General features: G+C 61.7%; 20 protein-coding genes. 10 read left to right on the top strand and 10 right to left on the bottom strand.

The window, feature by feature from the left end:
- The first annotated feature begins 283 nt into the window (after positions 1 to 283).
- Positions 284 to 670 (top strand): response regulator, encoded by a 387-nt coding sequence (locus FDG13_RS17930; protein WP_180131558.1) that lies wholly within the window; start codon positions 284 to 286, stop codon positions 668 to 670.
- 11 nt (positions 671 to 681) lie between these two features.
- Here the strand turns inward: FDG13_RS17930 and FDG13_RS17925 are convergent, their stop codons facing one another.
- Positions 682 to 2,097: an MFS transporter gene (locus FDG13_RS17925; protein ID WP_255435318.1), complete on the bottom strand. Its 1,416-nt coding sequence runs from the start codon at positions 2,095 to 2,097 to the stop codon at positions 682 to 684.
- Between the two features lie 122 nt (positions 2,098 to 2,219).
- Here FDG13_RS17925 and FDG13_RS17920 point away from each other — a divergent pair, with 122 nt between their 5' ends.
- The gene (locus FDG13_RS17920; RefSeq protein WP_180131555.1) at positions 2,220 to 3,125 is read left to right on the top strand and encodes a LysR family transcriptional regulator; all 906 of its coding nucleotides are present in this window, start codon (positions 2,220 to 2,222) and stop codon (positions 3,123 to 3,125) included.
- Between the two features lie 351 nt (positions 3,126 to 3,476).
- Here FDG13_RS17920 and FDG13_RS17915 read toward each other — a convergent pair whose 3' ends face one another.
- Complete coding sequence (locus FDG13_RS17915; RefSeq protein WP_370528266.1) at positions 3,477 to 5,870, bottom strand: serine protease; 2,394 nt, start codon at positions 5,868 to 5,870, stop codon at positions 3,477 to 3,479.
- A gap of 34 nt (positions 5,871 to 5,904) precedes the next feature.
- Complete coding sequence (locus FDG13_RS17910) at positions 5,905 to 6,252, bottom strand: CU044_2847 family protein (RefSeq protein WP_180131548.1); 348 nt, start codon at positions 6,250 to 6,252, stop codon at positions 5,905 to 5,907.
- Positions 6,253 to 6,696: 444 nt separating this feature from the next.
- Here FDG13_RS17910 and FDG13_RS17905 point away from each other — a divergent pair, with 444 nt between their 5' ends.
- On the top strand, positions 6,697 to 7,800 hold the full coding sequence (locus FDG13_RS17905) for a Tat pathway signal protein (protein ID WP_180131545.1): 1,104 nt from the start codon (positions 6,697 to 6,699) through the stop codon (positions 7,798 to 7,800).
- Between the two features lie 101 nt (positions 7,801 to 7,901).
- Here FDG13_RS17905 and FDG13_RS17900 read toward each other — a convergent pair whose 3' ends face one another.
- The 5 genes from FDG13_RS17900 to FDG13_RS17880 form a co-directional block, all read right to left on the bottom strand.
- Positions 7,902 to 8,213 carry an ATP-binding protein gene (locus FDG13_RS17900; protein WP_180131542.1) on the bottom strand — a complete coding sequence of 104 codons (312 nt, stop codon included), beginning with the start codon at positions 8,211 to 8,213 and terminating at the stop codon, positions 7,902 to 7,904.
- Between the two features lie 152 nt (positions 8,214 to 8,365).
- The gene (locus FDG13_RS17895; RefSeq protein WP_255435317.1) at positions 8,366 to 9,028 is read right to left on the bottom strand and encodes a heme-binding protein; all 663 of its coding nucleotides are present in this window, start codon (positions 9,026 to 9,028) and stop codon (positions 8,366 to 8,368) included.
- An 11-nt stretch (positions 9,029 to 9,039) separates the two neighbouring features.
- The gene (locus FDG13_RS17890) at positions 9,040 to 9,495 is read right to left on the bottom strand and encodes a fasciclin domain-containing protein (RefSeq protein WP_180131539.1); all 456 of its coding nucleotides are present in this window, start codon (positions 9,493 to 9,495) and stop codon (positions 9,040 to 9,042) included.
- A gap of 168 nt (positions 9,496 to 9,663) precedes the next feature.
- Entirely contained in the window at positions 9,664 to 11,778 is a 2,115-nt protein-coding gene (gene metG, locus FDG13_RS17885; protein WP_180131536.1) for a methionine--tRNA ligase, read from the bottom strand.
- Positions 11,779 to 11,849: 71 nt separating this feature from the next.
- Positions 11,850 to 13,166, bottom strand: a complete 1,317-nt coding sequence (locus FDG13_RS17880) for a patatin-like phospholipase family protein (protein WP_180131513.1) — start codon at positions 13,164 to 13,166, stop codon at positions 11,850 to 11,852.
- 140 nt (positions 13,167 to 13,306) lie between these two features.
- Between FDG13_RS17880 and apbC the strand changes: the two genes are divergently transcribed.
- The 6 genes from apbC (at position 13,307) to FDG13_RS17850 (ending at position 22,114) form a co-directional block, all read left to right on the top strand.
- Complete coding sequence (apbC, locus tag FDG13_RS17875) at positions 13,307 to 14,398, top strand: iron-sulfur cluster carrier protein ApbC (protein WP_180131509.1); 1,092 nt, start codon at positions 13,307 to 13,309, stop codon at positions 14,396 to 14,398.
- Positions 14,399 to 14,516: 118 nt separating this feature from the next.
- Positions 14,517 to 15,341: an ABC transporter substrate-binding protein gene (locus tag FDG13_RS17870; protein WP_255435316.1), complete on the top strand. Its 825-nt coding sequence runs from the start codon at positions 14,517 to 14,519 to the stop codon at positions 15,339 to 15,341.
- Positions 15,342 to 15,379: 38 nt separating this feature from the next.
- Positions 15,380 to 17,239 carry a diguanylate cyclase domain-containing protein gene (locus tag FDG13_RS17865; RefSeq protein ID WP_255435314.1) on the top strand — a complete coding sequence of 620 codons (1,860 nt, stop codon included), beginning with the start codon at positions 15,380 to 15,382 and terminating at the stop codon, positions 17,237 to 17,239.
- A 131-nt stretch (positions 17,240 to 17,370) separates the two neighbouring features.
- Positions 17,371 to 19,890, top strand: a complete 2,520-nt coding sequence (locus FDG13_RS17860) for an ABC transporter permease (RefSeq protein WP_180131485.1) — start codon at positions 17,371 to 17,373, stop codon at positions 19,888 to 19,890.
- Positions 19,891 to 19,952: 62 nt separating this feature from the next.
- A complete protein-coding gene (locus tag FDG13_RS17855) occupies positions 19,953 to 20,357 on the top strand; it encodes a group II truncated hemoglobin (RefSeq protein WP_180131482.1) in 405 nt (134 codons plus the stop codon).
- Positions 20,358 to 20,440: 83 nt separating this feature from the next.
- Positions 20,441 to 22,114 carry a hybrid sensor histidine kinase/response regulator gene (locus tag FDG13_RS17850; RefSeq protein WP_180131479.1) on the top strand — a complete coding sequence of 558 codons (1,674 nt, stop codon included), beginning with the start codon at positions 20,441 to 20,443 and terminating at the stop codon, positions 22,112 to 22,114.
- A gap of 5 nt (positions 22,115 to 22,119) precedes the next feature.
- Here the strand turns inward: FDG13_RS17850 and FDG13_RS17845 are convergent, their stop codons facing one another.
- Both FDG13_RS17845 and radC read right to left on the bottom strand, forming a co-directional pair.
- Positions 22,120 to 22,776, bottom strand: a complete 657-nt coding sequence (locus FDG13_RS17845) for a Smr/MutS family protein (protein WP_180132568.1) — start codon at positions 22,774 to 22,776, stop codon at positions 22,120 to 22,122.
- 65 nt (positions 22,777 to 22,841) lie between these two features.
- Positions 22,842 to 23,543: a DNA repair protein RadC gene (radC, locus tag FDG13_RS17840; protein ID WP_180131476.1), complete on the bottom strand. Its 702-nt coding sequence runs from the start codon at positions 23,541 to 23,543 to the stop codon at positions 22,842 to 22,844.
- A gap of 167 nt (positions 23,544 to 23,710) precedes the next feature.
- Between radC and FDG13_RS17835 the strand changes: the two genes are divergently transcribed.
- Positions 23,711 to 24,175, top strand: a complete 465-nt coding sequence (locus tag FDG13_RS17835) for a peptidylprolyl isomerase (RefSeq protein WP_180131468.1) — start codon at positions 23,711 to 23,713, stop codon at positions 24,173 to 24,175.
- The last annotated feature ends 2 nt before the right edge of the window (positions 24,176 to 24,177 follow it).

The following is a 24,177-nucleotide window of genomic DNA, read 5'->3' as shown; positions in this document are numbered from 1 at the left end:
GCATTTGTCTGGATGACCTCTCCGAACTCCATGTGTCGCTGGATGCTACACCACGCACCGGTTCACTCAAAGCTCTTGCTACAGCTGAACAAGAGACCATGGCCAGACTGTGGGTTTCATGTCAACTGACCGGGCCAACTTGGCCACCAGAGCGCCTGTGGCTGCGTTTGATCAACTGCAGGCGCAAATCTGCTGGCATTGCATCCTCATGCTCATGAGACTGACCCTGAAATGGACGAGAATGGCTCTTTGATTTTGGATATGCCTGTTTTGAGTGTCTGTAATGAGTTCTGACCTTCGATTTTTGATAGTAGATGACTTTTCCACCATGCGTCGCATCATCCGCAACCTGCTCAAAGAGAGCGGTTTTGCGAATGCCGAGGAGGCTGAAGACGGCGCTGTCGCCTTGCGTATGCTCCAGAACGGCCACTTTGACTTTGTGGTGAGCGACATCAACATGCCCAACATGAACGGCTTTCAGTTGTTGTCCGAGGTTAAAAAAGACGAGCGGCTCAAAAGCTTGCCGTTTTTGTTGGTGACGGCCGAAGCCAGAAAAGAAGACATTGTTCTGGCGGCCCAGCAGGGCGCATCCGGCTACATCGTCAAACCGTTTACCAAAGCAACACTTGAGGAAAAAGTGTTGAACATCCTCAAACGAATGGGTTTGTAAGCCGCGCGCCTTTAACGTGCCCGGCTGCGCACAGCCAAGGCCAGCGCAACAAGAAGCAGGCCCGCCGCCACGGCAAAAGTGGCGTGTAGCCCCGCCGCCATCTCCTCGGGCTGAGCAGTTGTGATCTCTGTCGCCCCCGATCCGGCCACAAACACCGCGCCCATCACAGAGGCACCGGTGATCAGCCCCAGGTTACGCGACAGGCCCAGCAGGCCAGACACCACACCCCGCCGGTCGGCTTGCACATCACGCACCACGGCGGTGTTGTTGGCTGCTTGAAACAAGGCATAACCTGCGGTGACCACAATCAGCGGCAAGACGTAGCCCGCAACCCCCCAAGCCATGGGCAGCAGGCCCAGTAGTGTTGCGCCCACCAACATGGCGGCCAGCCCGCACAGGCTCATGGTGTGTGCGCCCAACCGGTCGACAATCCGACCCGCCGGCACACCCGTTAACGCAGCCACCACTGGCCCGGTCGACATCACCAGGCCCACACGGCTTGCATCCAGCTGCAGCGCACCGGACAGGTAAAACGGCCCTACCACCAAGGTGGCCATCACCACCGTGGTCACCAGGGCACTCATGGCAAAGCCCGCGCTCAATACCGGGTTGCTGAACATGGCCCATCGGATCAAGGGGGAGGCTGCCCGCTTCTCCATCCACACAAACACACCCGCCCCGGTTGCCGTAGCAAGCAGCAGTGCCGCGTTGAGCCAGCTAAAACTGCCGCGCCCCAACGTCATCGCCAGCGCATAAGCCACCAGTGTCAGCGCCAGCAGCAGCGTGCCTGGCCCATCAAAACTGGCCCAGGTCGGTTTTGGCCCCGAGCGATCCATGGGCAGATAACGCCGCGCCAGGAAAAAGGTCAGCACACCCAGCGGCACGTTGACCCAAAAGATGGCCTGCCAACCCCAGCTACCAATCAACACACCACCCAGCGTGGGCCCCAGCGCGGTGCCCACCGCCGACATCGTACCCAGCAAACCCATGGCGCTGCCCGTCTTTTCTTTGGGCACGGCTTCACCCACCAGCGCCATGGTCAGCGCCATCAGAATCGCCGCCCCCAGGCCCTGCACAGCGCGGGCGGTGATCAACAGCCAGAGTGTGGGCGCGGCAGCGCACAAGCTTGAGGCCACAGTGAACAGCCCGATGCCAACCAGCAACAGCCGCCTGCGGCCAACCATGTCGCCCAGCCGCCCGGCACCCACAATCAGGCTGGTGATGGCCAGCAGGTAGGCCAGCACCACCCACTGCACCGCCTGAAAGGACACACCAAACACCTGCGCCAACGTCGGCAGCGCCACGTTGGTGATACTGGTGCCCAGCGAGGACAACAACATGGCCATCGACAGGCTCAGCAGTACCCATGTAACCGCAGGCTTTTTTTGTGCTGCGTCATCGGTCTGTGTTGGGTGTTTGGAAATCATGTAGGGCTCAGTTCTGAAGGGTTGATATCTGCATGGTAGGGACAGCAACACCCGAGCGGAAGGCGCTACATTTGCATTGTGTGATTGCGTCTGACGCCCGTTCTCAGTGCCCAGCCCACCCCATGTCGAACCCTGATCTGAACCAACTTGTCACGCTGGACGTGTTGCTCGCCGAAGGCAACGTGACGCGTGCCGCGCAACGCCTGCACCTGAGCCCGTCTGCCATGAGCCGCGCCCTGGCGCGCCTGCGCGAGACCCTGGGCGACCCGCTCTTGGTCCGGGCCGGGCGCGGCCTGGTGCCCACCCCCCGAGCGCTGCAGCTGCGTGCGCAGGTGAGTCAACTGGTGCAGGACGCGCAGGCGGTGTTGCGCCCTGCCGAGTTGCTCGACCTGTCACAACTGGTGCGCACCTTCACCCTGCGTGTCAGCGACGGTTTCACCGAGAATTTTGGCCCGGACCTGATCAAGCGCGTTAACCAGCAAGCGCCCGGCGTGCGGCTGCGTTTTGTGCCCAAGCTCGACAAACACAGCACCGCCTTGCGCGACGGCAGTGTCGATCTGGAAACCGGTGTGGTGGGTGACGATACCGGCCCCGAGGTTCGCACACGGGTGTTGTTCCATGACAGATTTGTGGGTGTGGTGCGACAGGGTCATGTGTTGTGCCAGGGTGAGATCACAACTGCCCGTTATGCGGCAGGCCAACACGTGCTGGTGTCGCGCCGTGGTCTGGACAAGGGGTTGATGGACGAGGCCTTGTCCGCGCTGGGGCTGGAGCGGGTGATTGGCGCCTATGTCGGCGGTTTTTCAGCCGCGCTGGCCATCACACGCGCCACCGACCTGATCACCACCGTGCCCGAGCGCCACACCGGCAAGTTGCGCGCTGGCCTGTTCAGCTTTGCCCTGCCTATGCCCGCACCAGAGATCACCGTGTCCATGCTCTGGCACCCGCGTATGGATGGTGATGCCGCGCACCGCTGGTTGCGGGGGGGTGTGTTGGATGTGTGTGGGGAGTCAAGCCCGATTCTTTGAGGCCGGTGCGAATGTGGGTGGCAGGGGATGGGTTGAGGCGGCGGCCTCATACTGCCAAATGCGCAGAAATCGGCCGCCACCCCAACCCATCCCCTGCTGGCGAACGGCTTTTGTACGCCGACAAAAGAACTGGGATTCAGAGTGCCGTTTCACTGTAGGGAACCGGCCAGTTGCGGTGCCCTTGCCCGTCCAGTTCCGGCTCTAGGATTTGCAGCGATTGACCCGCCACAACCTGCAAGTGGCCCCACTACTGGGTCGTGCAAGTGAAAAGGTGCTGCAGGAGCCACGTCCTGGCTCTGACACCGCGCAAATTTGTCTCAGGTGCTGACCGTGAGCAAATCATAATAGTAGCTAAGGATTCTGCGCGACTGTGGTTGCCAGCAACCGAAAAGTAAGGGCACCATGATGTGGAAAGAACGATTGGGCACGAAAGTCTGTACTTGTAAAATCCCAAGCTTTGCAAGATAGCTCACTGAGAATCGGTTCCAAGTCGCTTCTCGAAACTGCCTTCTTTGCTTGCTTAGCGAGGCCATCGACCTCCCCGAGATGGTGTGTGCCAGCAATTGCCCGTCCGACCAAAAGGATAGCCGCAGCAACACGTCCAGCCAAGTCGTCTTTGAGTGAATCTCCCATCAACTTCAATCCCATCGTTATGGTCGGAAGATGCCTTGCGTGCTTAAGTGGTAACTCCTGGCCGCCCCATTGATCAGAGAATGACAGGAGCGCTAGCCAAGCGTTTTGCGCGCCGCGGTCAGGCATTTCAATGCACTCCCCTGCGGAAACAGCCCATTCGAGAACCAAAGCCCGAATCGTAGGGAGCATTAACTTCGTGGGATAGTGCTCAAAGAATTCTCGACACGTTTCCCACGCCACCTGCGCGCCTTCCTTGCTTGTCTCCCTGTGGGTCTGAGCCAAGTGCGACCGCAGATGATCGTTGTCAGGCGCGCCCTCGACGGCACCTTCGGCAACGGCAACCGCAATGGTCGGGTCGATCATGCGATATGCCGCCGCGAGATTAAGTAGAGGTGCCGCAGCAGGAGAGCACCAGAACCGTGGCACTGTCCGAACCAACGCAAAACTAAGTTTCCGAAACACCAGAGCCTTGTCGAAGTGGTGTGAAGCCGTTGAGGCGGCATCGAACGCGAAGCGAGCAACCTGGCGCGCAATCGCACTATGCCTAACGCGAACAGTCTGCCCCGCTCCAAATCCTTCAATACGCAATTCCGAAGCGGACGTACCAATGGCAGCTCCAACCTCCTGATCTGAATGTTCAGTGGCGAGCCGAAGTACGTCATGGCGCAAACGATGAAGACCTGCAGAGTTCGCGGCCGCCGTAAAGACGAGGCACTTGCTAACTGGCAGCCCAGTTTGGTTCGCTGCTGTGGCTGCACGGACGAGAATTCGCTCGACGTGGACATCTAGCGGCAGCCCGGTTCGGGCCTCAATCAGTGCGCCTAATAGGGCAGCCTCATGCAATTGGCCAAGCGTATCGGCTTTCGCAACGAGAAGATCAGCCAGAGCATCATTGCTACAGTCTGGGTCCAGCAAGCCAAGTGATGCCTCATTGCGGTAACCGCGAATGACCTGAAGTGCGTCGGATTTTGACAACCCGGCAATATGCAGTTCGGTAGGCCGCCATATTTCCCGGGGCCAGTTCTTCTCGGCACGCGCCCAGTCGTCCTTGTGCGTGCAGAGAACGAGGTGAACCGATGCGCCGGCAACCCGCCCGACAACGCCATCAACTCGATCGCGACGTAGGAAATCAGCAACTTCCTGGCGAACCTCGTGCGCGTCATCAATGAGCAAACATAGGGCAGTGTCGGTCTTTATGTGTGGCGCCAAATCATCCCAATGAAGCCGACCTCCATATCCATCGCCTCCGGAGCGCCTGAACAACACGCGCCACTCCTTCTGCTTCGCCAAGATCGCAGCAGCCTGCATAACAACCGTTGTCTTGCCTTCGCCACCTGGCCCAATGATTAGGTGAGCACTCTCCACCCTGTTTCGGGCATCCAGTAGTCGATCCAGAAGGACTCCGACTGCTGCTCGAACCGGTATTCGGCCGGTCGAGATAGTGGGCCACAAAGGATCTTCACCATCGAAGTACTCAGAAAGATCACCTGTGCGGATGGTCGCTGCCGCTGTCTGGAGGAAAGTGGGGTCAATAACGTCCCAACCCGGAGGGGCTGCCGTCTGTTCCTCAATGACAGCGTTCGGCACGTAGGATTGCAGCCAGGTGACGAATTGATGCACGGCAATGACACAACCGCGATGTGTATTGCCGTCCGCGTAGTGCCGGACGGCTATCGCCCAGATAGAACCGCCGCTGCATACAGGACTGCCGCTCTGCCCATAAGGCTGCTTCAATCCCGTCAGATAATGTCTGTCGGCTTCAGCGAATCGGAGTATGTCAAGATCCTGCGCGGCTTCCAACCTGCCCTCGAAGAACCCGACAAGCGTAATCGGCCTGTTCAGCTGCTCATATCTCACCTGGGCATTGCAGGGAAGGAAGCTTGATCCTGCAGGCGATGACTCCACCCTGAGCAGTGCAACGTCCAAGTCGTCGTGCAACTGCCTTTCGACAACGGAGTACGAGTTTGGGCCACTCGCAGTCGCGCTTGCCCAGATATTCTTCCCCGTTTGAGCCGCATGTTTGGCTGTAAGAATCCAGGTATCAGAAACGAAGACGCCAGTGCAAAGGAAATCTTCAGCCGCACTTGAATCACGTCGCGTCCAAATGCTCACCAAAGCCGAATTGATTGTGCTCACCTAAGCCTCGTCAAGCCGACTTCGGAAACTTCCACTTCGCGCTGACCTTGATAGATGCAGTTGCCTCGCTCGACGCGACAAAAATGCCTACTTCACCCTTTATGCCGAGCGAAAGCTCGACCGTCGCCTCCTCAGGTGCCATCGACTGAAGTGCAGCGTAAACGGGGCCAACCACCGCCTTCAGAGTCTCGGAAAAGTTGACTTTTCTAACGAGATTTGTCACATCCTGAATTGCGCCAACAGCCGATGTGTCGGCAAATCGCCCGGGTTTGTCCGGACTCGCGGAAACTGGGATGTCTGTGACTTCGACCCATACTGGTTGGCCGTCGATGTCAATCAGTTTGAGCGTGCTAGCCATCGTATTTCCTAAGTTATTGATGGGGAGGCAGGGCGCGCCAAAGCGCCATGCCTGTAGCAAGCATACCGGATTCCTTCACCATATGACTGCTTCGCGGAGCCGAATCGCACCACTTGTGGTACCGCTGTGGGTCGAGGCCAGCCCGTCACGTTAAAACTCTGAACGTCTCTTGTAGTTTTCCAGAGATCTGCAGCATCCAGACATGTTGAAGGCAAGTGGTGGGGTTCGCATGCGCAGGCCCTATTCGCGTGGCGTGGTTACCGGGCGTGCCTGCTGCGTAAAAGATTCAGCTTAGCTGGCACATCCAGCCTAGTCGCCCGCGAGTAGGCGAACCACACAGCTGGCCTGGTGCCGCACATCACTCTGAAACATGCCAGGCGCACAATCCCATCCATGCACCAGCACTTGTTTCCCCAGGGCGTTGTTAGGCAAGGGATTCGCACCATGTTCACACGCAGACACTTCACCACCTCAGCCCTTCTGGGCAGCTCACTGGCCCTCGCAGGTTGTTCATCAGAACCCGCAGAAAACAGTTATGAGTCGGTGGCCGACCAGACCTGGCGGCTGGGTGCGCTGACCGGGTTCAACGGCGCCGCGCTGGGGCGAGAGCTGGTGCGTTACGCCACGTTGGCGCCGTCCAGCCATAACACGCAGTGCTGGAGGTTTGCGCTGGCGGGCAGCGGTCAGGCCATCAGCATCTTGCCTGACCGGACGCGCTTGTGTCCTGTGGTGGACCCGGACCTGCACCATGTGTTTGTGTCGCTGGGTTGCGCGGCCGAAAACCTGGCCCAGGCCGCACTGGCCCATGGGCTCCAGGGTGAGGGGGTGTTCGATCCCGCCACCGACGCGCTGCGCGTATCGTTCAGCCCTACGGCGGCGCAGGCCACCGATCTGTTCAAAGCCATCCCCCAGCGCCAATGCACCCGGGGCGACTATGACAGCCAGCCGCTCAGCACGGCCGAGCTGGCGCTGCTGCAGCGTGCGGGCAGCTCAAACAGCGTGCACCTGCTGTTGTTGACCGAGCCCGCGGCGATGGCGCAGGTGCAGGATCTCATTCTGCAGGGCAACACGGCCCAACTGGCTGACCCGGCCTTTGTCACCGAACTCAAGACCTGGCTGCGTTTTAACGGCGCGGACGCGGCGCACACGCGTGATGGCCTGTACAGCGCGGCTTCGGGCAACCCCAGTGTGCCGGCCTGGTTGGGTGACAGGTTGTTTGACTGGGTGGTCACACCCCAAAGTGAGAACGACAAGCTAGCGCGGCAGGTGCGTAGCTCGGCGGGGATCGCGGTGTTTGTGGGCCAGGCCAACAACAAGGCCAACTGGGTGGAGGTGGGGCGCTGTTATGAGCGTTTTGCGCTGCAGGCCACCGCACTGGGCATCCGCAACGCGATGCTGAACCAGCCGGTGGAGGTGGCGGCATTGCGCCCGCAGTTGGCAAGTACCCTGGGTCTGGGGGGCCAGCGACCTGATCTGGTGGTGCGGTTCGGGCGCGGCCCAAGCCTGCCCAGGTCTTTGCGCCGCCCGGTGGAGGCGGTGCTGGCATGATCGGCAAAGCGCTGAGAACTTTGTTTTATATAGCTATTAGCCCTTGTTGTATAAGGGCTGGAGGCCAATTTTGCTTGTAATTAGTTGGATGCTGACTGCGTTCACTGGCTGGCAGTGTGTTCGCCAGCGGTGGGCACAGTCACCGCCACCACCGGCCCCGGGTGGGTGATGTGAAAGCTCTTTAGCCCTCCGTGGCGGCACACGGTCTCATTCACGATGGCCAACCCCGGGCTGTTGCCGGGCCTCTGGCGGCTGGCCTGCCCGCGGTGAAAGGGCCGCAGTATGTCCTGCATTGGGGCCGCCTCCATGCCTGGCCCCTGGTCTGACACCGTCAGCGTGGCGCGCCCGTTTTGCACTCCGCGCAGGCTACCCAGGACACCTGAAGAGCGCCACGCAGCCAAAGTCAGGCTCACGCAACGTTTCCAGTCACTCAACCCGAAGCGAAAGGAAAAACTGCTGGAGCGCTGGCGGCTGCGACGGGCCAGCGCGCGGGACGAGTGAACAGGGCTGCAACCCGACAGTTGCTGCGCTGGGGGCGCGGACCAGCTTTGGCCCCAGACTGCGCTCAGGAGCCAGCCGCTTTGATCTCGATCTGGATTTCGTTGCGACGCCAGATGGGTAGCGTCCACGGCGGGTCGTAGCGTGCCAGTTGCGCCGGGCCCGCAGCCACCAGTTGGCGTGTTTGGATCCAGCCAAGCAGTGCCTGCGTTTCCGTCTGGATGCGGCTATTGGTGTTGAAGCCGGAGTAGGTGGCTACGGCCATCGTCTTGCCCGGCACCTCGCGCAAGGTCACCGCGGCGCTGTTGGGTTGTGGCAGCGCGGCCAGCGTGTACTGGCTGGGCATGACAAACTGCACCCGCCAGCGCTGCGCCGCCACCCAGCCCGGCGCGTCAGGCGCGGGCTCCACCGTGACCGGGGCCGTCATGGCCAGCTGGGTGGGCTGGCCTTGCGGCTCCAGGGTCACGGGTGCGGTCATCGCGATCTTGCTGCTTTGCTGCGTTTGGGGCGCGGTGTTGTTGCCAAAAATGTAGTCCGCAATGGCTCGGAAACCCTTGCTGGAGGCGGCGTCCATGTCACCCTCCACCCAGGTTTCGGCCACGATCAAGGGCGCGTACTGGCGCAGTTCAAACCCGCCCTCCTGGGCCAGAACTTGAAACTTGGCTTCTTCAACCGCCATCGCCGCCCCCCCGAACATCAACGCCGCCAAAAAGCACAACAGCTGTCGCATGGCAGGCCACCTTATTTGGGCATGATGACGCTGTCGATCACGTGGATCACGCCATTGTCAGCCACGATGTCGGTGGCGGTGACTTTGGCGCTGTCTACCATCACGCCGCCCATAGTGGACACAGTCAACTCAGAGCCTTGCACGGTTTTGACCTTGCCCGCTTTCACGTCAGCCGCCATCACTTTGCCTGCCACCACATGGTAGGTGAGCACGGACGTCAGCTTGGCCTTGTCTTTTAGCAAGGCGTCCAGATCCGCTTTGGGAATCTTCGCAAAGGCTGCATCGGTCGGTGCAAATACGGTGAACGGGCCCTTGCCCTTGAGGGTGTCAACCAAGCCGGCCGCCGTGAGGGCGGTGGCCAGGGTTTTGAAGTTGCCTGCAGCCACGGCTGTGTCAACAATGTCTTTGGCTTGCACCGAGAAAGCTGCGCCGAGGGCCAGAACAGAAGCGATCAACGTCTTTTTCATAAGTTACTCCAAACGAAATCAGGATCAACCTGAACCGCCAAAAATGTGGCGGGTGAAGTATCTGATACCGGTGCGTATCCTTATGAACTGAACGGTCTATCTGTGATCTCTGTGGTTTTTGTTGTCAGTGCGCTGTCTTGGGGTGGGTCACGGCGAGACACCGCCTGTTCAATGAATCCGCATGCCTGGCTGCGCGCCAGGGAACGGCTCCAGCACATAAATGCCGGGTTGCGCCTTTTCGTCGGCGTGGCTGGCGGCCAGCACCATGCCTTCACTGACCCCAAACTTCATCTTGCGCGGCGCCAGGTTGGCCACCAGCACGGTGAGTTTGCCCGTCAGGTCTTCGGGCTTGTAGCAGCTGGCAATGCCTGAGAACACATTGCGCGTTTTGGGCTGACCGGCTTCGTCGACCTCACCCACGTCGAGGGTGAGTTGCAGCAGTTTGGTGGAACCAACCACCGCCTGGCATTGGACAATTTTGGCAATGCGCAAGTCGATCTTGGCAAAGTCGTCGATGCTGATGGTGGGTGCAATGGCTTCACCACCGGGTAGCTGGTTTGCTGCTTTTTCCATAGCGATAGGCTCTTTATTAACCTGGGCTGGAGGCTCAAACAAGGCATCAAGCTGGTCGGTGGTGACACGTTGCATCAGGTGCTGGTAGCTGCCAATCTGGTGGCCGGTGTGCAGCGGCTCACTCACATTGCCAAAGGTCAAGGGGGCGATGTTGAGGAAGGTTTCCACTTGTTGCGCCAGCTGCGGCAGCACCGGCTTGAGGTAACAGGTGAGGATGCGGAAAGCCTTGATACACACCGAGCACACCCCTTGCAGGCGCTCGTCCTGCCCCGGCTGTTTGGCCAGGTCCCAGGGTTTGTTGGCGTCGACATAAGCGTTGACCCGGTCGGCCAGCAGCATGGTTTCACGCAGGGCTTTGGCGTATTCGCGTTCCTCGTACAGGCGTTCAATGCTGACGCGCTCGATGCGCAACTGGTGCAGCAGGGCTGCGCCGTCTTCGGACACTTCGCCCAGTTTGCCGTCAAAACGTTTGCTCAAAAAGCCAGCGGCGCGGCTGGCAATGTTGACATACTTGCCAATCAGATCGCTGTTGACCCGGGCCATGAAGTCGTCGGCGTTGAAGTCGATGTCTTCGTTGCGGGCGGATAACTTGGCGGCCAGGTAATAACGCAGCCACTCGGGATTCATCCCTAAGCTCAGGTACTTGAGTGGGTCCAGCCCGGTGCCCCGGCTTTTGCTCATTTTTTCGCCGTTGTTCACCGTCAGAAAGCCATGCACAAAGACGTTGTCGGGTGTCTTGCGGCCGCTGAACTTGAGGGTGGCGGGCCAGAACAGGGTGTGGAAGGTGACGATGTCCTTCCCGATGAAGTGGTACTGCTCCAGCTCGGGGTTGGCCATGTAGGCCTCGAAGTCCAGGCCACGTTTGGTCAGCAGGTTTTTGAGCGAGGCCAGGTAGCCAATTGGCGCGTCGAGCCAGACGTAGAAGTATTTGCCCGGTGCGTCCGGGATCTCGATGCCAAAGTAGGGTGCATCACGGCTGATGTCCCAGTCGCCCAGACCTTCACTCTGGCTGCCGTCGGGGTTGGTGCGGATGGTGAACCATTCCTTAATCTTGTTGGCCACCTCGGGCTGCAACTTGCCGTCCTGCGTCCACTGCTCCAGAAAGGCCACACAACGCGGGTCAGAGAGTTTGAAGAAGAAGTGCTCCGAGCTTTTGAGCTCCGGCTTGGCACCCGACAGGGCAGAAAACGGGTTGATCAGGTCGGTCGGGGCGTAGACCGCGCCACAGACCTCGCAGTTGTCGCCGTACTGGTCTTTGGCATGGCACTTGGGGCATTCCCCTTTGATAAAACGGTCCGGCAGGAACATGTTTTTCTCGGGGTCGAAAAACTGCTCGATGGTGCGGGTTTCGATCAGCGAACCTTCGGGGTTGTCGCGCAGGTCGCGGTAAATCTGGCGCGCCAACTCGTGGTTCTCGGGCGCGTCGGTGCTGTGCCAGTTGTCAAAACTGATGTGGAAACCGTCCAGGTAAGGCTTGCGCCCGGCGGCGATGTTGGCCACAAACTGCTGGGGTGTGACACCGGCTTTTTCAGCGGCGATCATGATCGGTGCGCCATGGGTGTCGTCGGCGCAACAGAAGTCGATGGCGGTGCCCATCATGCGTTGGTAACGCACCCAGATGTCGGCCTGGATGTACTCCATGATGTGGCCGATGTGGAAGTTGCCATTGGCGTAGGGCAGGGCGGTGGTGACAAAAAGTTGGCGTGTCATGGGGCGGGATCTTTCAGGGACAGCCGACCATTTTAGTCGGGTAGGGGGTGGCTCTGCCGCGCTGGGTGAGCTCAGCGCAGGCGCAGCGGGTCGCGACGGCGTTCGGGATGATGGGGTGCAGGCAGGGCCGCCCCGGGTGCTGCTTGGGGCGCGGCTTCAGGATCGGTCCAGTCAAAAAACTTGCAAATCTCGGCGCGCTGGCGCATCGCGTCTTTGTGGCCCAGTGCCATCAGCTCATTGGTGTAGCCGGGCTCAAACAGCAGGTAGCTCGCCAGAGGGGCGCCGCGTTCATCCGAGTTTGTGGATGACACCCCCAGGCTACCCAGCAGGCTGCGCACCGCCGAAGGCAATTCGTTGACATGCCGGGCGGCGATCACGTCGAGCTGTTCGGAGGGTGATATCAGCAGCAGCTCGATGGGGCGCAGGTTGCTGGCGGCACGCATCTCGGGTGGCACCAGGTTCAGGGTTTGGTTGATGCGGCGGATGCGTTCAATGTCCACCGCCAGGGCGTCCAGAAAAATGTTCGCCAGCGCATGCCCGGCAATCTGCGCCAGGCTCGGGTAGCTGCCCACATCAGCCACGCTGCCTTGTCGTTTGGGCTCGTGCACCCGCCCGGCCCCAATCACGCAGATGCGCTGCGCACCGAGGTGGATGGCCGGTGCAATCGGTGCCGACTGGCGCATGGAGCCATCGCCGTAATAGGCGGTTTCGCCGTCCAGACGCAGCGGCATCGCCGGAAACACAAAGGGAATCGCGCTGGAGGCCAGCAGGTGCTCGTGGGTGATCTTGTCACGCAGGCCACGGCGTTGTGAGCGTGTCCAGGGTTGCAGGCGTTTGTCACCCTCAAAAAAGGTGAAGTGTTCGCCGGTGGTGTAGCTCGACGCAGTGACCGACAACGCCTGCAGGTGGCCGTCACGCACCAGCGAGGGAATACGCTCCAGCGGCACCATGCGTGTGAGCAATTCGGCCAGCGGGCTGTTGTCCAGCAAGGATTTGGGTTTGACACGGCGCCACCGGGCGATCAGCCAGCCCATGGAGAGCAGGGTCATCCACTTGGCGCCCGAGCGCAACATGCTCACCGAGTCGGCCAGGTACACATGGTCGGCGTGGAAACCACGCCAGACATTGGCAATACGGTGCACGGTCTGGTCAAACTGGTCGGCGCCACAGGCCAGCGAGGCGGCGTTGATGGCGCCCGCCGAGGTGCCACTGATGATCGGAAACGGGTTGGGGCCGTTTTGTTCACCACAGATCTGGCGCAGCTCCGAGATGGCCTCCAGCACCCCCACCTGGTAAGCTGCACGTGCGCCGCCGCCTGAGAGCATCAGGGCAGCAGTGGTTTCTGCGGCGGGTGGTGCCGGGCTGGTGGAGGCGGGGTACAGAGGCATGAGCGGATTATGTGCAGCAGTTGGCTGCGCCCCAAGCGCAAACAGCGTGTTTTGCCGCGTGTTTCGGGATTACCCTGATTCAGGCGGTGTCAAAAAGGGACATGGCGTCTTGGCTAGACTCACTGTTTTCGGAGAAACCTATGACCGTGACTGACCAAACCATCCTGGATGCCCTCAAAAACGTGATCGACCCCAACACCGCGCGCGATGTTGTGTCGACCAAAGCGCTCAAGAATTTGGTGGTGCGTGCGGGGGAGGTTGCATTTGATGTGGAACTGGGTTACCCAGCCAAAAGCCAGGAGGCCGGTTTGCGCCAGAGCCTGATCACTGCAGTGCAGGCCGTGGCACCGGGCGCCAATGTGTCCGTGAACATCATCAGCAAAATTACCGCCCATGCGGTGCAGCGTGGTGTGCAGCTCTTGCCCGGCGTCAAAAACATCCTGGCGGTCGCCTCCGGCAAAGGTGGTGTGGGCAAAAGCACCACCGCCGTCAACCTGGCGCTGGCACTGGCCGCCGAGGGCGCCCGCGTCGGTCTGCTCGACGCCGACATCTACGGCCCCAGCATCCCGATGATGATGGGTATCAATGGCCGCCCGGAGAGCGCCGACGGCAAGACCATGGAGCCGCTGGAAAACTTTGGGGTGCAGGTGATGTCGATCGGTTTCCTGGTGCCTCAGGACGAGGCCATGATCTGGCGCGGCCCGATGGCCACCCAGGCGCTGGACCAGTTGTTGCGCCAGACCCACTGGAAAGACCTGGACTATCTTGTTGTGGACATGCCGCCCGGCACCGGCGACATTCAGCTCACCCTGGCGCAAAAGGTACCGCTCACCGGTGCGGTGGTGGTCACCACACCGCAGGACATTGCCCTGCTGGACGCGCGCAAGGGCATCAAGATGTTTGAGAAGGTCGGCGTGCCGATTTTGGGCATTGTGGAAAACATGGCGGTGCATGTGTGCAGCAACTGCGGCCATGTCGAGCATATTTTTGGTGCGGATGGTGGCAAGAAGATGGCCGCCGAGTACGGCATGGACTATTTGGGTGCCCTGCCGCTCAAGATGCAGATCCGGCTGCAGGCCGACAGTGGCCAGCCCACCGTGGTGGCCGAGCCCGACGGCGAGGTTGCCGGGCTGTACAAGGCGGTGGCGCGTAAGGTGGCGCTGGCGATTGCCGCAAAAAACAAGGATTTTTCCAGCCGCTTCCCGGCCATCAAAATCTCCAAAGACACCTGAACGGCAGTGGCGGCTGGTGCCGCCGAAGCTTGTTCCGGCCTTGTTACCCGGCTTGGTTATGCATGGCAGAATCTGTGTGAACTAGACTAAAAAAGCGAAGTAACCAAAGGCCAACGCTATGCATCTCTTGACGTTGTTGCTAGTGTCGGGGGCACTGATTGCAGGCTCGGCGCCCATGGCACAAGCAGGTGTCGCCGGGACCCTCAACGCTGGGGAGGTGTCTGGTCGTCTGCGCCGTGTTCAAACCGCCAAAACCGTTCGGGTCTGTATCTGGCCGGACTACCACGGCATCACCTACCGCAACCCCAAAACCCAGCAGCTCTCAGGCATCGACATCGAGCTGGCGCAGGAGCTGGGCAAGGACCTGGGTGTGGCGGTGGATTTTGTCGACAGCTCTTTTGCCAAACTGGCCGACGACTTGCTGCAAGACCATTGTGATGTCGCCATGTTTGCTGTGGGCATCACGCCCGAGCGGCAAAAACTGTTGCGTTTCACCCGGCCCCATCTGGCCAGCGACATCTATGCGGTGACCTCCAAAACCAACCGCCGTATCCGCAGCTGGGCCGACATTGACCAGTCGGGCTCGGTGGTGGCTGTGGCGCAAGGCACGCTGCATGAACCGGTCATGCAGGAGAGGCTTCAACATGCGCAGCTGATGGTGCTCAACACACCGTTTGCCCGCGAGCAAGAGGTGCAGGCTGGTCGTGCCGATGTGTTCATGACCGATTACCCCTACAGCCAGCGTTTCCTGGCCAATGCGGACTGGGCGCGTCTGGTGGTGCCAGAGCGCGCCTACCACGTCACCCCCTATGCTTACGCCATGGCGCCCGGTGACGATAACTGGCACGCCCGGCTGGAGCGTTTTGTCAGCGACATCCAGCGTGACGGGCGCCTGCTGGCCGCAGCCCAGAGATATCGGCTTGAGCCGATTGTGGTACGTTGATGGCGGGTGAGACGCTTCCCCGAGGCCGGTTTTATCTGATGCTCAGCGCCTTTATCTGCGCGGTGCTGGGTATCACCAGTTACACCTTGTGGTTGTTGCGCAGTGATGCACTGACGAGCAATTTTCAGCTGTCGTCCCTGATGGCACGCAGTTTTGAGAACGCCCTCACACAAAGCCTCAATGCCACCAGCCAGGCCGCATCCCACGCCTTGTCGGGTGTGCGGGGCAAGGCCGGTTTGCGCGAGGTGGAGGCCGACTTTGCCCAGATCTTGCGCGGGGCGCCGCATCTGCGTTCGCTGTCGCTGATCAACAGCCAAGACCGCATCGTGGCCAGTTCCAACCCGGCCAACGTGGCGCAGCAGGTGGACACCAGTGGCTATCAGCCTCTGATCCAGGGCCCCCAGACTGTGTTGCGCCTGGGCGCGCCATGGTTGGGGCGCGACTTTGCTGCCGGGCGGGCGGCCGAGGTTGGTGTGGGTGCGGGTGCGGCGACCGACGGTGTGTCCACTCTGATTCCCGCCACCCTACCGGTGCAGGGAGGGGGGGGGCGACGCCTGTTGGTGGCACTGAACCCTGACTACTTTGTCAACCAGATGGCGCAACAGCTTGACGGGTCCTTGGGCATGGTGGAGGTGTTGCGTCTGGACGGCACCCGCCTGATGACCACCAACCCCAAGCTGCCTATTGGCCAGACCGCTTATGGCAAGGCGATGGTGCTGCGTTTTCAGGAACGTGAGTTTGGCCAGTTTGAGTCCGAACCGGAGCCAGGTCAGACGACCTTGACGGCGTACCGGGTGTCGTCGCAGTACCCGTTTGTGGTGGTCACCCACCTGTACCGCGAGGTGGCGCTGGCGCACTGGGTCACCCAAGTCAGCACCGTGCTGGGTCTGTTGGTGCCGGTGCTGGTGGTGTTGGCTTTTCTGGCGCTGGGTTTGCACCGGCGGCAATGGCTGCTGCAGTTGCAGCGCGCCGAGTCCGAGCGGCTGCAGCGTATCAACGCCGCTTTTGTCTTCACCCATATCCGCGAAGGCATCTTGATCACCCAGGCCGATGGCAGCATCATCGACGTGAACGACGCCTTTGTGCGCATCTCCGGCTACAGCCGGGCAGAGGTGCTGGGGAAAAACCCGCGATTTTTGAGCTCCGGGCGCCAGGACAAAGCGTTTTACGAGGCCATGTGGTCCGAGCTGCAGGCTAGCGGCTACTGGCGCGGCGAGATCTGGAACCGGCGCAAGGACGGCGAGGTGTTTGCGGAGTTGCTCACCATCAGTGCGGTGCCCGATTCGCAGGGCAAGGTGCAGCAGTTTGTGGCGGTGTTCAACAACATCACCGCGATCAAGGCCTACCAGGACGAGCTGGAGCATTCGGCGCGTTACGACCCCTTGACCAATTTGCCCAACCGCGTGTTTCTGGCTGACCGCATGCGCAGCGCCATGACCCAGGCCCAGCGCCACCAAATGCTGCTGGGGGTGGTGTTTATCGACCTGGACGGCTTCAAGGCCATCAATGACCACCATGGCCACGAAGCCGGTGACCAGATGCTCATCACCCTGGCCGAGCGCATGCGTTTGACCTTGCGCGAGAGTGACACGCTGGCGCGCAATGGGGGGGATGAGTTTGTGGCCCTGCTGGCTGATCTGACTGCCCCGGCTGATGCGATACCAACCCTGGAGCGGCTTTTGGAGACAGCGGCCCAGCCGATGGACTGGCGCGGCCAGTCGCTGGCGGTGACCGCCAGCATCGGCATCAGCTTTTTTCCCCAACCAGGCAAGCGCACACGTGATGAGCTGTTACATGAGGCCGACATGGCGATGTACCAGGCCAAGATGGCTGGTAAAAACCGCTACCACCTGTCGCCCGGACCGGTCGTGCTGAGCTGCTCTGAACCCGTGCTGTAGTGCAGCGCTGCTTCCAATCGGGCACCTGAGAGCGCGTTTTCAGCTCTGTCGGGGTGGCTTGACACCAAGCGTTCTGGGGTAAAGCGGCACGCCAGTCGGGCGGCTGCGGCGGACTGCGGTATCTTCCAGTCATGCGTATTTCTTTTTTGACCCTGGGCTGGCGTTCGCTGTTGCGTGATTTGCGCGCCGGTGAGCTGCGTTTGTTGATTGTGGCGGTGGCGCTGGCGGTGGCCGCACTCACCGCTGTCGGCTTTTTTGCCGACCGGCTCAAGGGTGGGCTGCAACGTGATGCACGCCAATTGCTGGGCGGTGACGCGGTGGTGGTCAGTGACAACCCGATCCCCGAGGCTTTTCTGGCCCAGGTGCAATCCTTGGGTTTACAACGCAGCCAGACCCTGACTTTCCCGACCATGGCCCGTGCACCAGACGCTCTGGGTGCACAAACCAAGCTGGTGGCTTTGAAAGCGGTGCAGGCCGGTTACCCCTTGCGCGGCAGTTTGCGCACCAGCATCACAACCGGTGCCCCCGACACCTTGACACGTGATGTGCCCACCCCGGGTGAAGCCTGGGTCGATGTGGCGGTGCTCGACAGCCTGGGTTTGCAGAGCGGCCAGACCCTGATGCTGGGAGACGCTGCGCTGCGCGTGGGTCGCCTGATCGTCAACGAACCGGACCGTGGCGCCGGTTTCATGAGTTTTTCACCGCGTGTGATGATCAACCAGGCCGACCTGGAGAGCACCGGCCTGGTACAACCAGCCAGCCGCATCAATTACCGGCTGGCGGTGGCGGGTGACGACACCGCTGTGCAGGCGTTTATCGACTGGGTGCAGGCGCAAATCTTGGCCAACAAGGTGCGCGGGATGCGAGTGGACACGCTGCAAGGTGGCCGCCCGGAATTCGGCACCACGCTGGAGCGGGCCGAGAAGTTCCTGAACCTGGTCGCGCTGCTGGCGGCGCTGCTCAGTGCGGTGGCGGTGGCGCTGGCCGCGCGTGGTTTTGCGACCAGCCATCTGGACGACTGCGCCATGCTGCGGGTGCTGGGCCTGCCCCAGCGCACCATCGCCGGTGCCTACAGCCTGGAGTTTTTGCTGGTGGGGCTGCTGGCCAGTGGCCTGGGGGTGGCGCTGGGTTTTGCTGTGCACTATGGTTTTGTGACCCTGCTCGCCGGTTTGGTCACCACCAGCCTGCCAGCCCCCACTGTTTGGCCGGTGCTGTTTGGGTTGGGCATGGGGTTGACCCTGCTGCTGGCCTTTGGCCTGCCACCGGTGTTGCAACTGGCCCAGGTGCCACCGCTGCGGGTGATTCGCCGGGATGTGGGTGGGCTCAAACCGACCTCGGCCGGAGTGCTGGGTGTGGGCTTGATCGGTTTTGCTGCCTTGCTGCTGGCGGCCAGCAACGATCTCAAACTGGGGCTGATCGCGGTGGGTGGTTTTGCCGGTGCCACGGTGCTGTTTGCCGCCCTGAGCTGGCTGGCGGTCAAGCTGCTGCGCTACAGCGTCAACGACAGCACCGCGCCCACCGCGCTGGTGCTGGCCACACGGCAGATTTCGGCCCGCCCAGCGTTTGCGGTGGTGCAGGTCAGCAGCCTGGCGGTGGGTCTGCTGGCGCTGGTGTTGCTGGTGCTGCTGCGCACCGATCTGATCGCCAGCTGGCGCCAGGCCTCGCCGCAGGATGCGCCCAACCGTTTTGTCATCAACATCACGCCCGAGCAGGGCCCGGCCTTCACCCAGGCGCTCAAGAACGCAGGGGTGGCCCAGTTTGACTGGTTCCCGATGATCCGAGGCCGACTGGTGGCCATCAATGGCCGCGACGTCAGCCCCGATGACTACAGCGAAGACCGCGCCCGTCGCCTGGTGGACCGCGAGTTCAACCTCTCACACAGCGCCCAACTGCCCGAGCAGAACCAGGTGACCAGCGGGCGCTGGCGGCCCGATGAGGCGGGCACCATCAGCATCGAGGAAGGTATTGCCGACACCCTCAAGCTGTCGCTGGGGGATGAGCTGACTTTTGAGGTGGGTGGCACCCAGGTGGTGTCGCGCATCAGCTCGCTGCGCAAGGTGGACTGGGGCTCAATGCGCGCCAACTTCTTTGCGATGTACCCGGTGGCACAGCTCGACGGTGTGACCGCCACCTACATGAGTGCCTTCAAGGCCCCAGCCACCCCTGGCTTTGACAACCAGCTGGTGCGCCAGTTTCCCAACATCACCAACGTCAACATGACGGCCACCATCAGCCAGATCCAGGGTGTGCTTGACCAGGTGATCGGGGCGGTGGAATACCTGTTTGCCTTCACCCTGGCGGCTGGGCTGGTGGTGCTGTTTGCCGCTGTCACTGCCACCCGCGAGGAGCGCGCGCGCGAGTACGCCATCATGCGGGCGGTGGGTGCCAGCCAGGTGCTGCTGCGCCAGGTGCAGCGCATCGAGCTGGCCGGGGTGGGTGCGTTGGCGGGCTTTTTGGCTGCGTTGGTGGCCAGTGCTGTGGGCTGGGCGCTGGCCAAGTATGTGTTTGATTTCAGCTGGTCGGTGTCTTTGTGGGTGCCGCTGCTGGGGGCCTTGGCCGGGGCGGTGCTGGCCTTGGCCGCAGGTTGGTGGGGTTTGCGCGATGTGTTGCGCCGTCCGGTGGTGCAGACGCTACGCCAGGCGGCAAGCTGAAACTACTACCTAAACAATAGCTATCAGGCCAATGGATAAAAGGGCTAGAGCCCAATATCATCATGAACAACGAAACAACATCCGGTGTCAGCACCCCGTTTGAGAGCCTGCAAGGTGAGGCCAGCGTCCAGGCCCTGGTGGACCGTTTTTACGACCTGATGGAACTCGACCCCGCCTACGCCGAGTTGCGTGCGGTGCATGGCTCCACCCTGGACGAGGCACGCCAGAAGTTGTTCTGGTTTTTGTGTGGCTGGCTGGGCGGGCCGCAGCACTACACCGAGCGTTTTGGCCACCCGCGCCTGCGCGCGCGCCACCTGCCGTTCAAGGTCGGGCTGGTCGAGCGTGACCAATGGCTGGCCTGTATGGCCCAGGCCATGCGGGAGACCGAGGTGCCCGCAGCGCTGCAGACCCAGCTCAACCAGGCGTTTTTCCAGACCGCCGATTGGATGCGCAACCAGCCTGGCTAAAGAGCCGCGTGCTGCGGGTGATTTGGTAGCATCGCCGGTGCTTGCGGGGGCGGCCCGCTGGCCAAGCACTCTCTGGAATGTCAATGAAATCTGTGACCGGTTGGGGCGAACGCGCCCGGCAAGTTCGGGCCGGCAGTGTCATCGGGCTGGTGTTTGGGCTGGTGTTTGCCGCCTTCAACCTGCTCACACCGGGGCAGTGGGTGTTGGGTTGTGTCGAACTGGCCGCCGTGTTGTTGCTGGTGGCACCGGCCACGGTGTTCGCCAGCCAAGCACACCGTGTTGGCCTGGCCGAGAACCTGCTGCTGGCCTCGGCCCTGGTGATTTTCAGCGCTCTGATTGTGCTGGGCGGTGTCGAAGGCACCGGGCTGTACTGGGTCTACACGGTGCCGTTTCTGGCTTTTTTCCTCAAAGGGCAGTTGATTGGCTGGCTGCTGAGCGCCGGGTTTTTGGGGTTGGCCACGCTGTACTTTTTGGCCGGTGGCCCGAGCCTGCCCTGGGCTTACCACTACACCCCGGTGGCTGGCCCGCAGTTTTTGATGTCCTTGTTGTTCTACACCTTGATGGCGGCGGCTTTTGACCATGTGCGCGGCCGTTATGCCGCAGAACTGGCCCGGCGCAAAGACCAGGCCGAGGCCGCCAGCCTGGGTAAGTCGCGCTTTCTGGCGGCTGCCAGCCACGACCTGCGCCAGCCCGCCCACGCGCTGGGCATGTTTGTCGCGCGGCTCACTCAGTTGCCTCAGCAAGATGCGGCCACCCGCGAGTTGGTGGCCGGGGTGGATGCCTCGGTACGTGCGCTGCAGGAGATGCTGGACGCCTTTTTTGACTATTCCCGGCTCGATGCACCGTCGATGGAGGTGCGGCTGGCAGCTTTCCCGGTGAACCAGTTGCTGGACCAGCTGCGCATCAGTTTTGACGCCATGGCCGCTGCCAAAGGGCTGCGCCTGCACATCCGCCCCTCACCGATCTGGGTACACAGCGATCCGGTGTTGTTGCACCGGGTGCTGCTCAACCTACTCAGCAACGCGGTGCAGCATACCCACCGGGGTTGTGTGTTGGTGAGTTGTCGCGCGGGGGCTGGCCACAGCCAGGCACGTATCGAGGTGTGGGACAGCGGCATCGGCATCGCCCCGGAGTACCACGAGAAAATATTCCAGGAGTTTTTCCAGATCAGCAACCCCGAGCGTGACCGCCACAAGGGCCTGGGTCTGGGTTTGAGTCTGGTGCAGCGGGCCTGCCTGCTGCTGAACCACCCGGTGACACTGCGTTCCCAGCCGGGCTGTGGCACCCGCTTTTGTGTGCATGTGCCCATGGCGCCCGCACCCGCGGTGGTGGCACCGGTGGAGGTGCCCGCAGACCCACCCGGCAGCGAGCTGGCTGGTCTGCATGTGCTACTGATTGAAGACGATGCCCTGGGTGGTGTGGCGCTGGCCAGTTTGCTGTGCAGCTGGGGGTGTCAGGTCACCAGCGCGGTGGACGTGCCAACTGCCTGCGCGCTGGTGAGCCGCTCGCAGCCGCCGGCGTTTGTGCTCAGTGATTACCGGTTGCCCGGTGTCTACAACGGTATCGATGCGATTTGCCTGCTGCGCCAGACCCTGGGTGCAGACCTGCCCGCCTGTGTGATCAGTGGCGACACCGAGACCAGTGTGCGCCAGCAGGTGCAATCGGCCGGGTTGGTGCTGCTGCAAAAACCGGTGCGCCCAGCCAAGTTGCGCAATCTGTTGCGCCATGCGGTGCAAAACCAAGCCGTTGTGGCTTGAGCCGCTCAGCCCCTGCTGGCCATCAGCAGCACCACCAGCGCGCCAGCGCCGCCATCGGCTGGTTTGGCCTGGACAAAGGCCAGCACCTCGTTTTTTTGCACCAGCCAGCTGTGCACCCGGCTTTTGAGCACCGGCACCTTGCCCGGTGAACCCAGACCTTTGCCATGCACCACCCGCACACAGCGGATGCCGTGTTTGTGGGCGTCACGGATGAACTGGCCCAGGGCCTCACGGGCGTCGTCGCGGCGCAGGCCGTGCAGGTCCAGCTGGCGCTGAATGCTCCAGTCGCCCCGGCGCAACTTGCGGGTCACATCCACCCCGATGCCGGGGCGGCGAAAACTCAGGTGTTCGTCGGTGTCGAGCAGGGTGCTCACATCAAACTCATCACTGATGGCCTCTTTGAGCACCGCCTTTTCGTCCCGCTGGTACTGCATCGCCAACGGCACAGATAGCTCCTTTTTATGAAGCACGTGGCGCTTGTCTGGCAAGGGCTGGACGGCGCCAGCGGCCCGAATGAAAAGCTCGCGGTCAGACGCCACCTGTTTGGTGGCTTTGGCCTGTGCGCTGGCCTGAGCGACGCGCTGGCGGGCCTGTTCGGCAATGGCACGTTTGACAATTTTTAAATCGGTCAGGGCTTTGACCTTGACCGGCGCAGCGTGCAAGAGCGCCGGGGCCGGGGCGTGGCTGTGCAGCACACTCAGGGGCTGGGCCGCTGGCTTGGCTCGGCTCACAGCAATCCCCGCTCGGCCATGGACAGCGCCTCGCCGGGGGCCACGATGACGTGGTCCAGCACCCGCACGTCAATCAGCGCCAGCGTGGTTTTGAGGGTCTGGGTCAGCATCTCGTCGGCGCGGCTGGGCGACACCGTGCCACTGGGGTGGTTGTGCGCCAGCACCACGGCACTGGCTTGGTGGTGCAGCGCGCGCAACACCACCTCGCGTGGGTAGACGCTGGTTTGGGTCAGGGTGCCTGTAAACATTTCTTCGAGCGCGATCAGGCGGTTTTGCACGTCCAGGAACAACACCGCAAACACCTCGTGTTGGCGTGCTGACAGCTGCAACTGCAGGTAGTGTTTGACCGCATCGGGGTTGTCGAACACGGTGCGTTCTTGCAGCTTTTGTGCCATGGCGCGGCGGGCCAACTCCAGCACGGCCACCAGCTCGGCACGTTTGGCCGGCCCCAGGCCTTTGACCCGTTTGAGGTCGTCGGCGCTGGCGTTGAGCAGGCCAGCAATGCCGTCAAACCCGGCGCAACCATCGGCGCGGGGCTTGAGCTGCAGCAGCTCCTGGGCCAGTTGCAGCACCCCTTTGCCAACGATGCCGGTGCGCAGCAGCAGCGCCAGCAGCTCGACATCGCTGAGCGCGCCCGGGCCACGCGCCAGCAGCTTTTCGCGCGGACGGGCATCGGGGGGCAGGTCTTTGAGCGGCATGGTCTGAAGTCGACTGCGGTGGCGCAGGGCAGGGGGCTTTTACAATGCGGGCAGTTTATGCGCTGATGTGCCCTGGTTTGGGTTCTGGGGCTTTGTGGCCCTGCCACCGGTGCCGCCGCACGGACAGCGTTTTCTTTTTTGGTTTCCTTTTCAGGTACAGGATCAGCATGACAAGCACCGTCGCCAGCGTTTCTCCCGGTTCCTTTTTGACCCTGCATTACCGCTTGAGCGGCTCGGCCGGGGTGGTGGTCAGCACCTTTGAGGGTTCACCCGCAACCTTGACGCTGGGCACCGGTCAGCTGTCCCCCGCGCTGGAGGCGGCTTTGCTGGGGCTGCCCGAGGGCACCCACACCACCATCGAGTTGCCCGCAGGGGTCGCCTTTGGTGAGCGCAGCGCCGACATGGTGCAGTGGATGGCGCGCCAGGAGCTGGTGGAGCTGGGGGTGCAAGACGAGCAATACGCGGTGGGTGAGGTGCTCAAGTTCCCCACCCCCGACGCGCAGGGCGAGTTTGCCGGGGTGATTCTGGACTTTCGCACGGGAGCCAAGGGCGACGCGGTGCAGCTCGACTTCAACCACCCGCTGGCGGGCCAGCCGGTGTTTTTTGAAGTGCAACTGATCGGGGTGTTGTGACC

It is taken from the genome of Rhodoferax sp. BLA1 (assembly GCF_013416775.1).
Classification (GTDB): Bacteria; Pseudomonadota; Gammaproteobacteria; order Burkholderiales; family Burkholderiaceae_C; genus Rhodoferax.
Note: the sequence above shows the minus strand (reverse complement) of the source record. Positions and strands in the feature narration are given on the sequence as shown.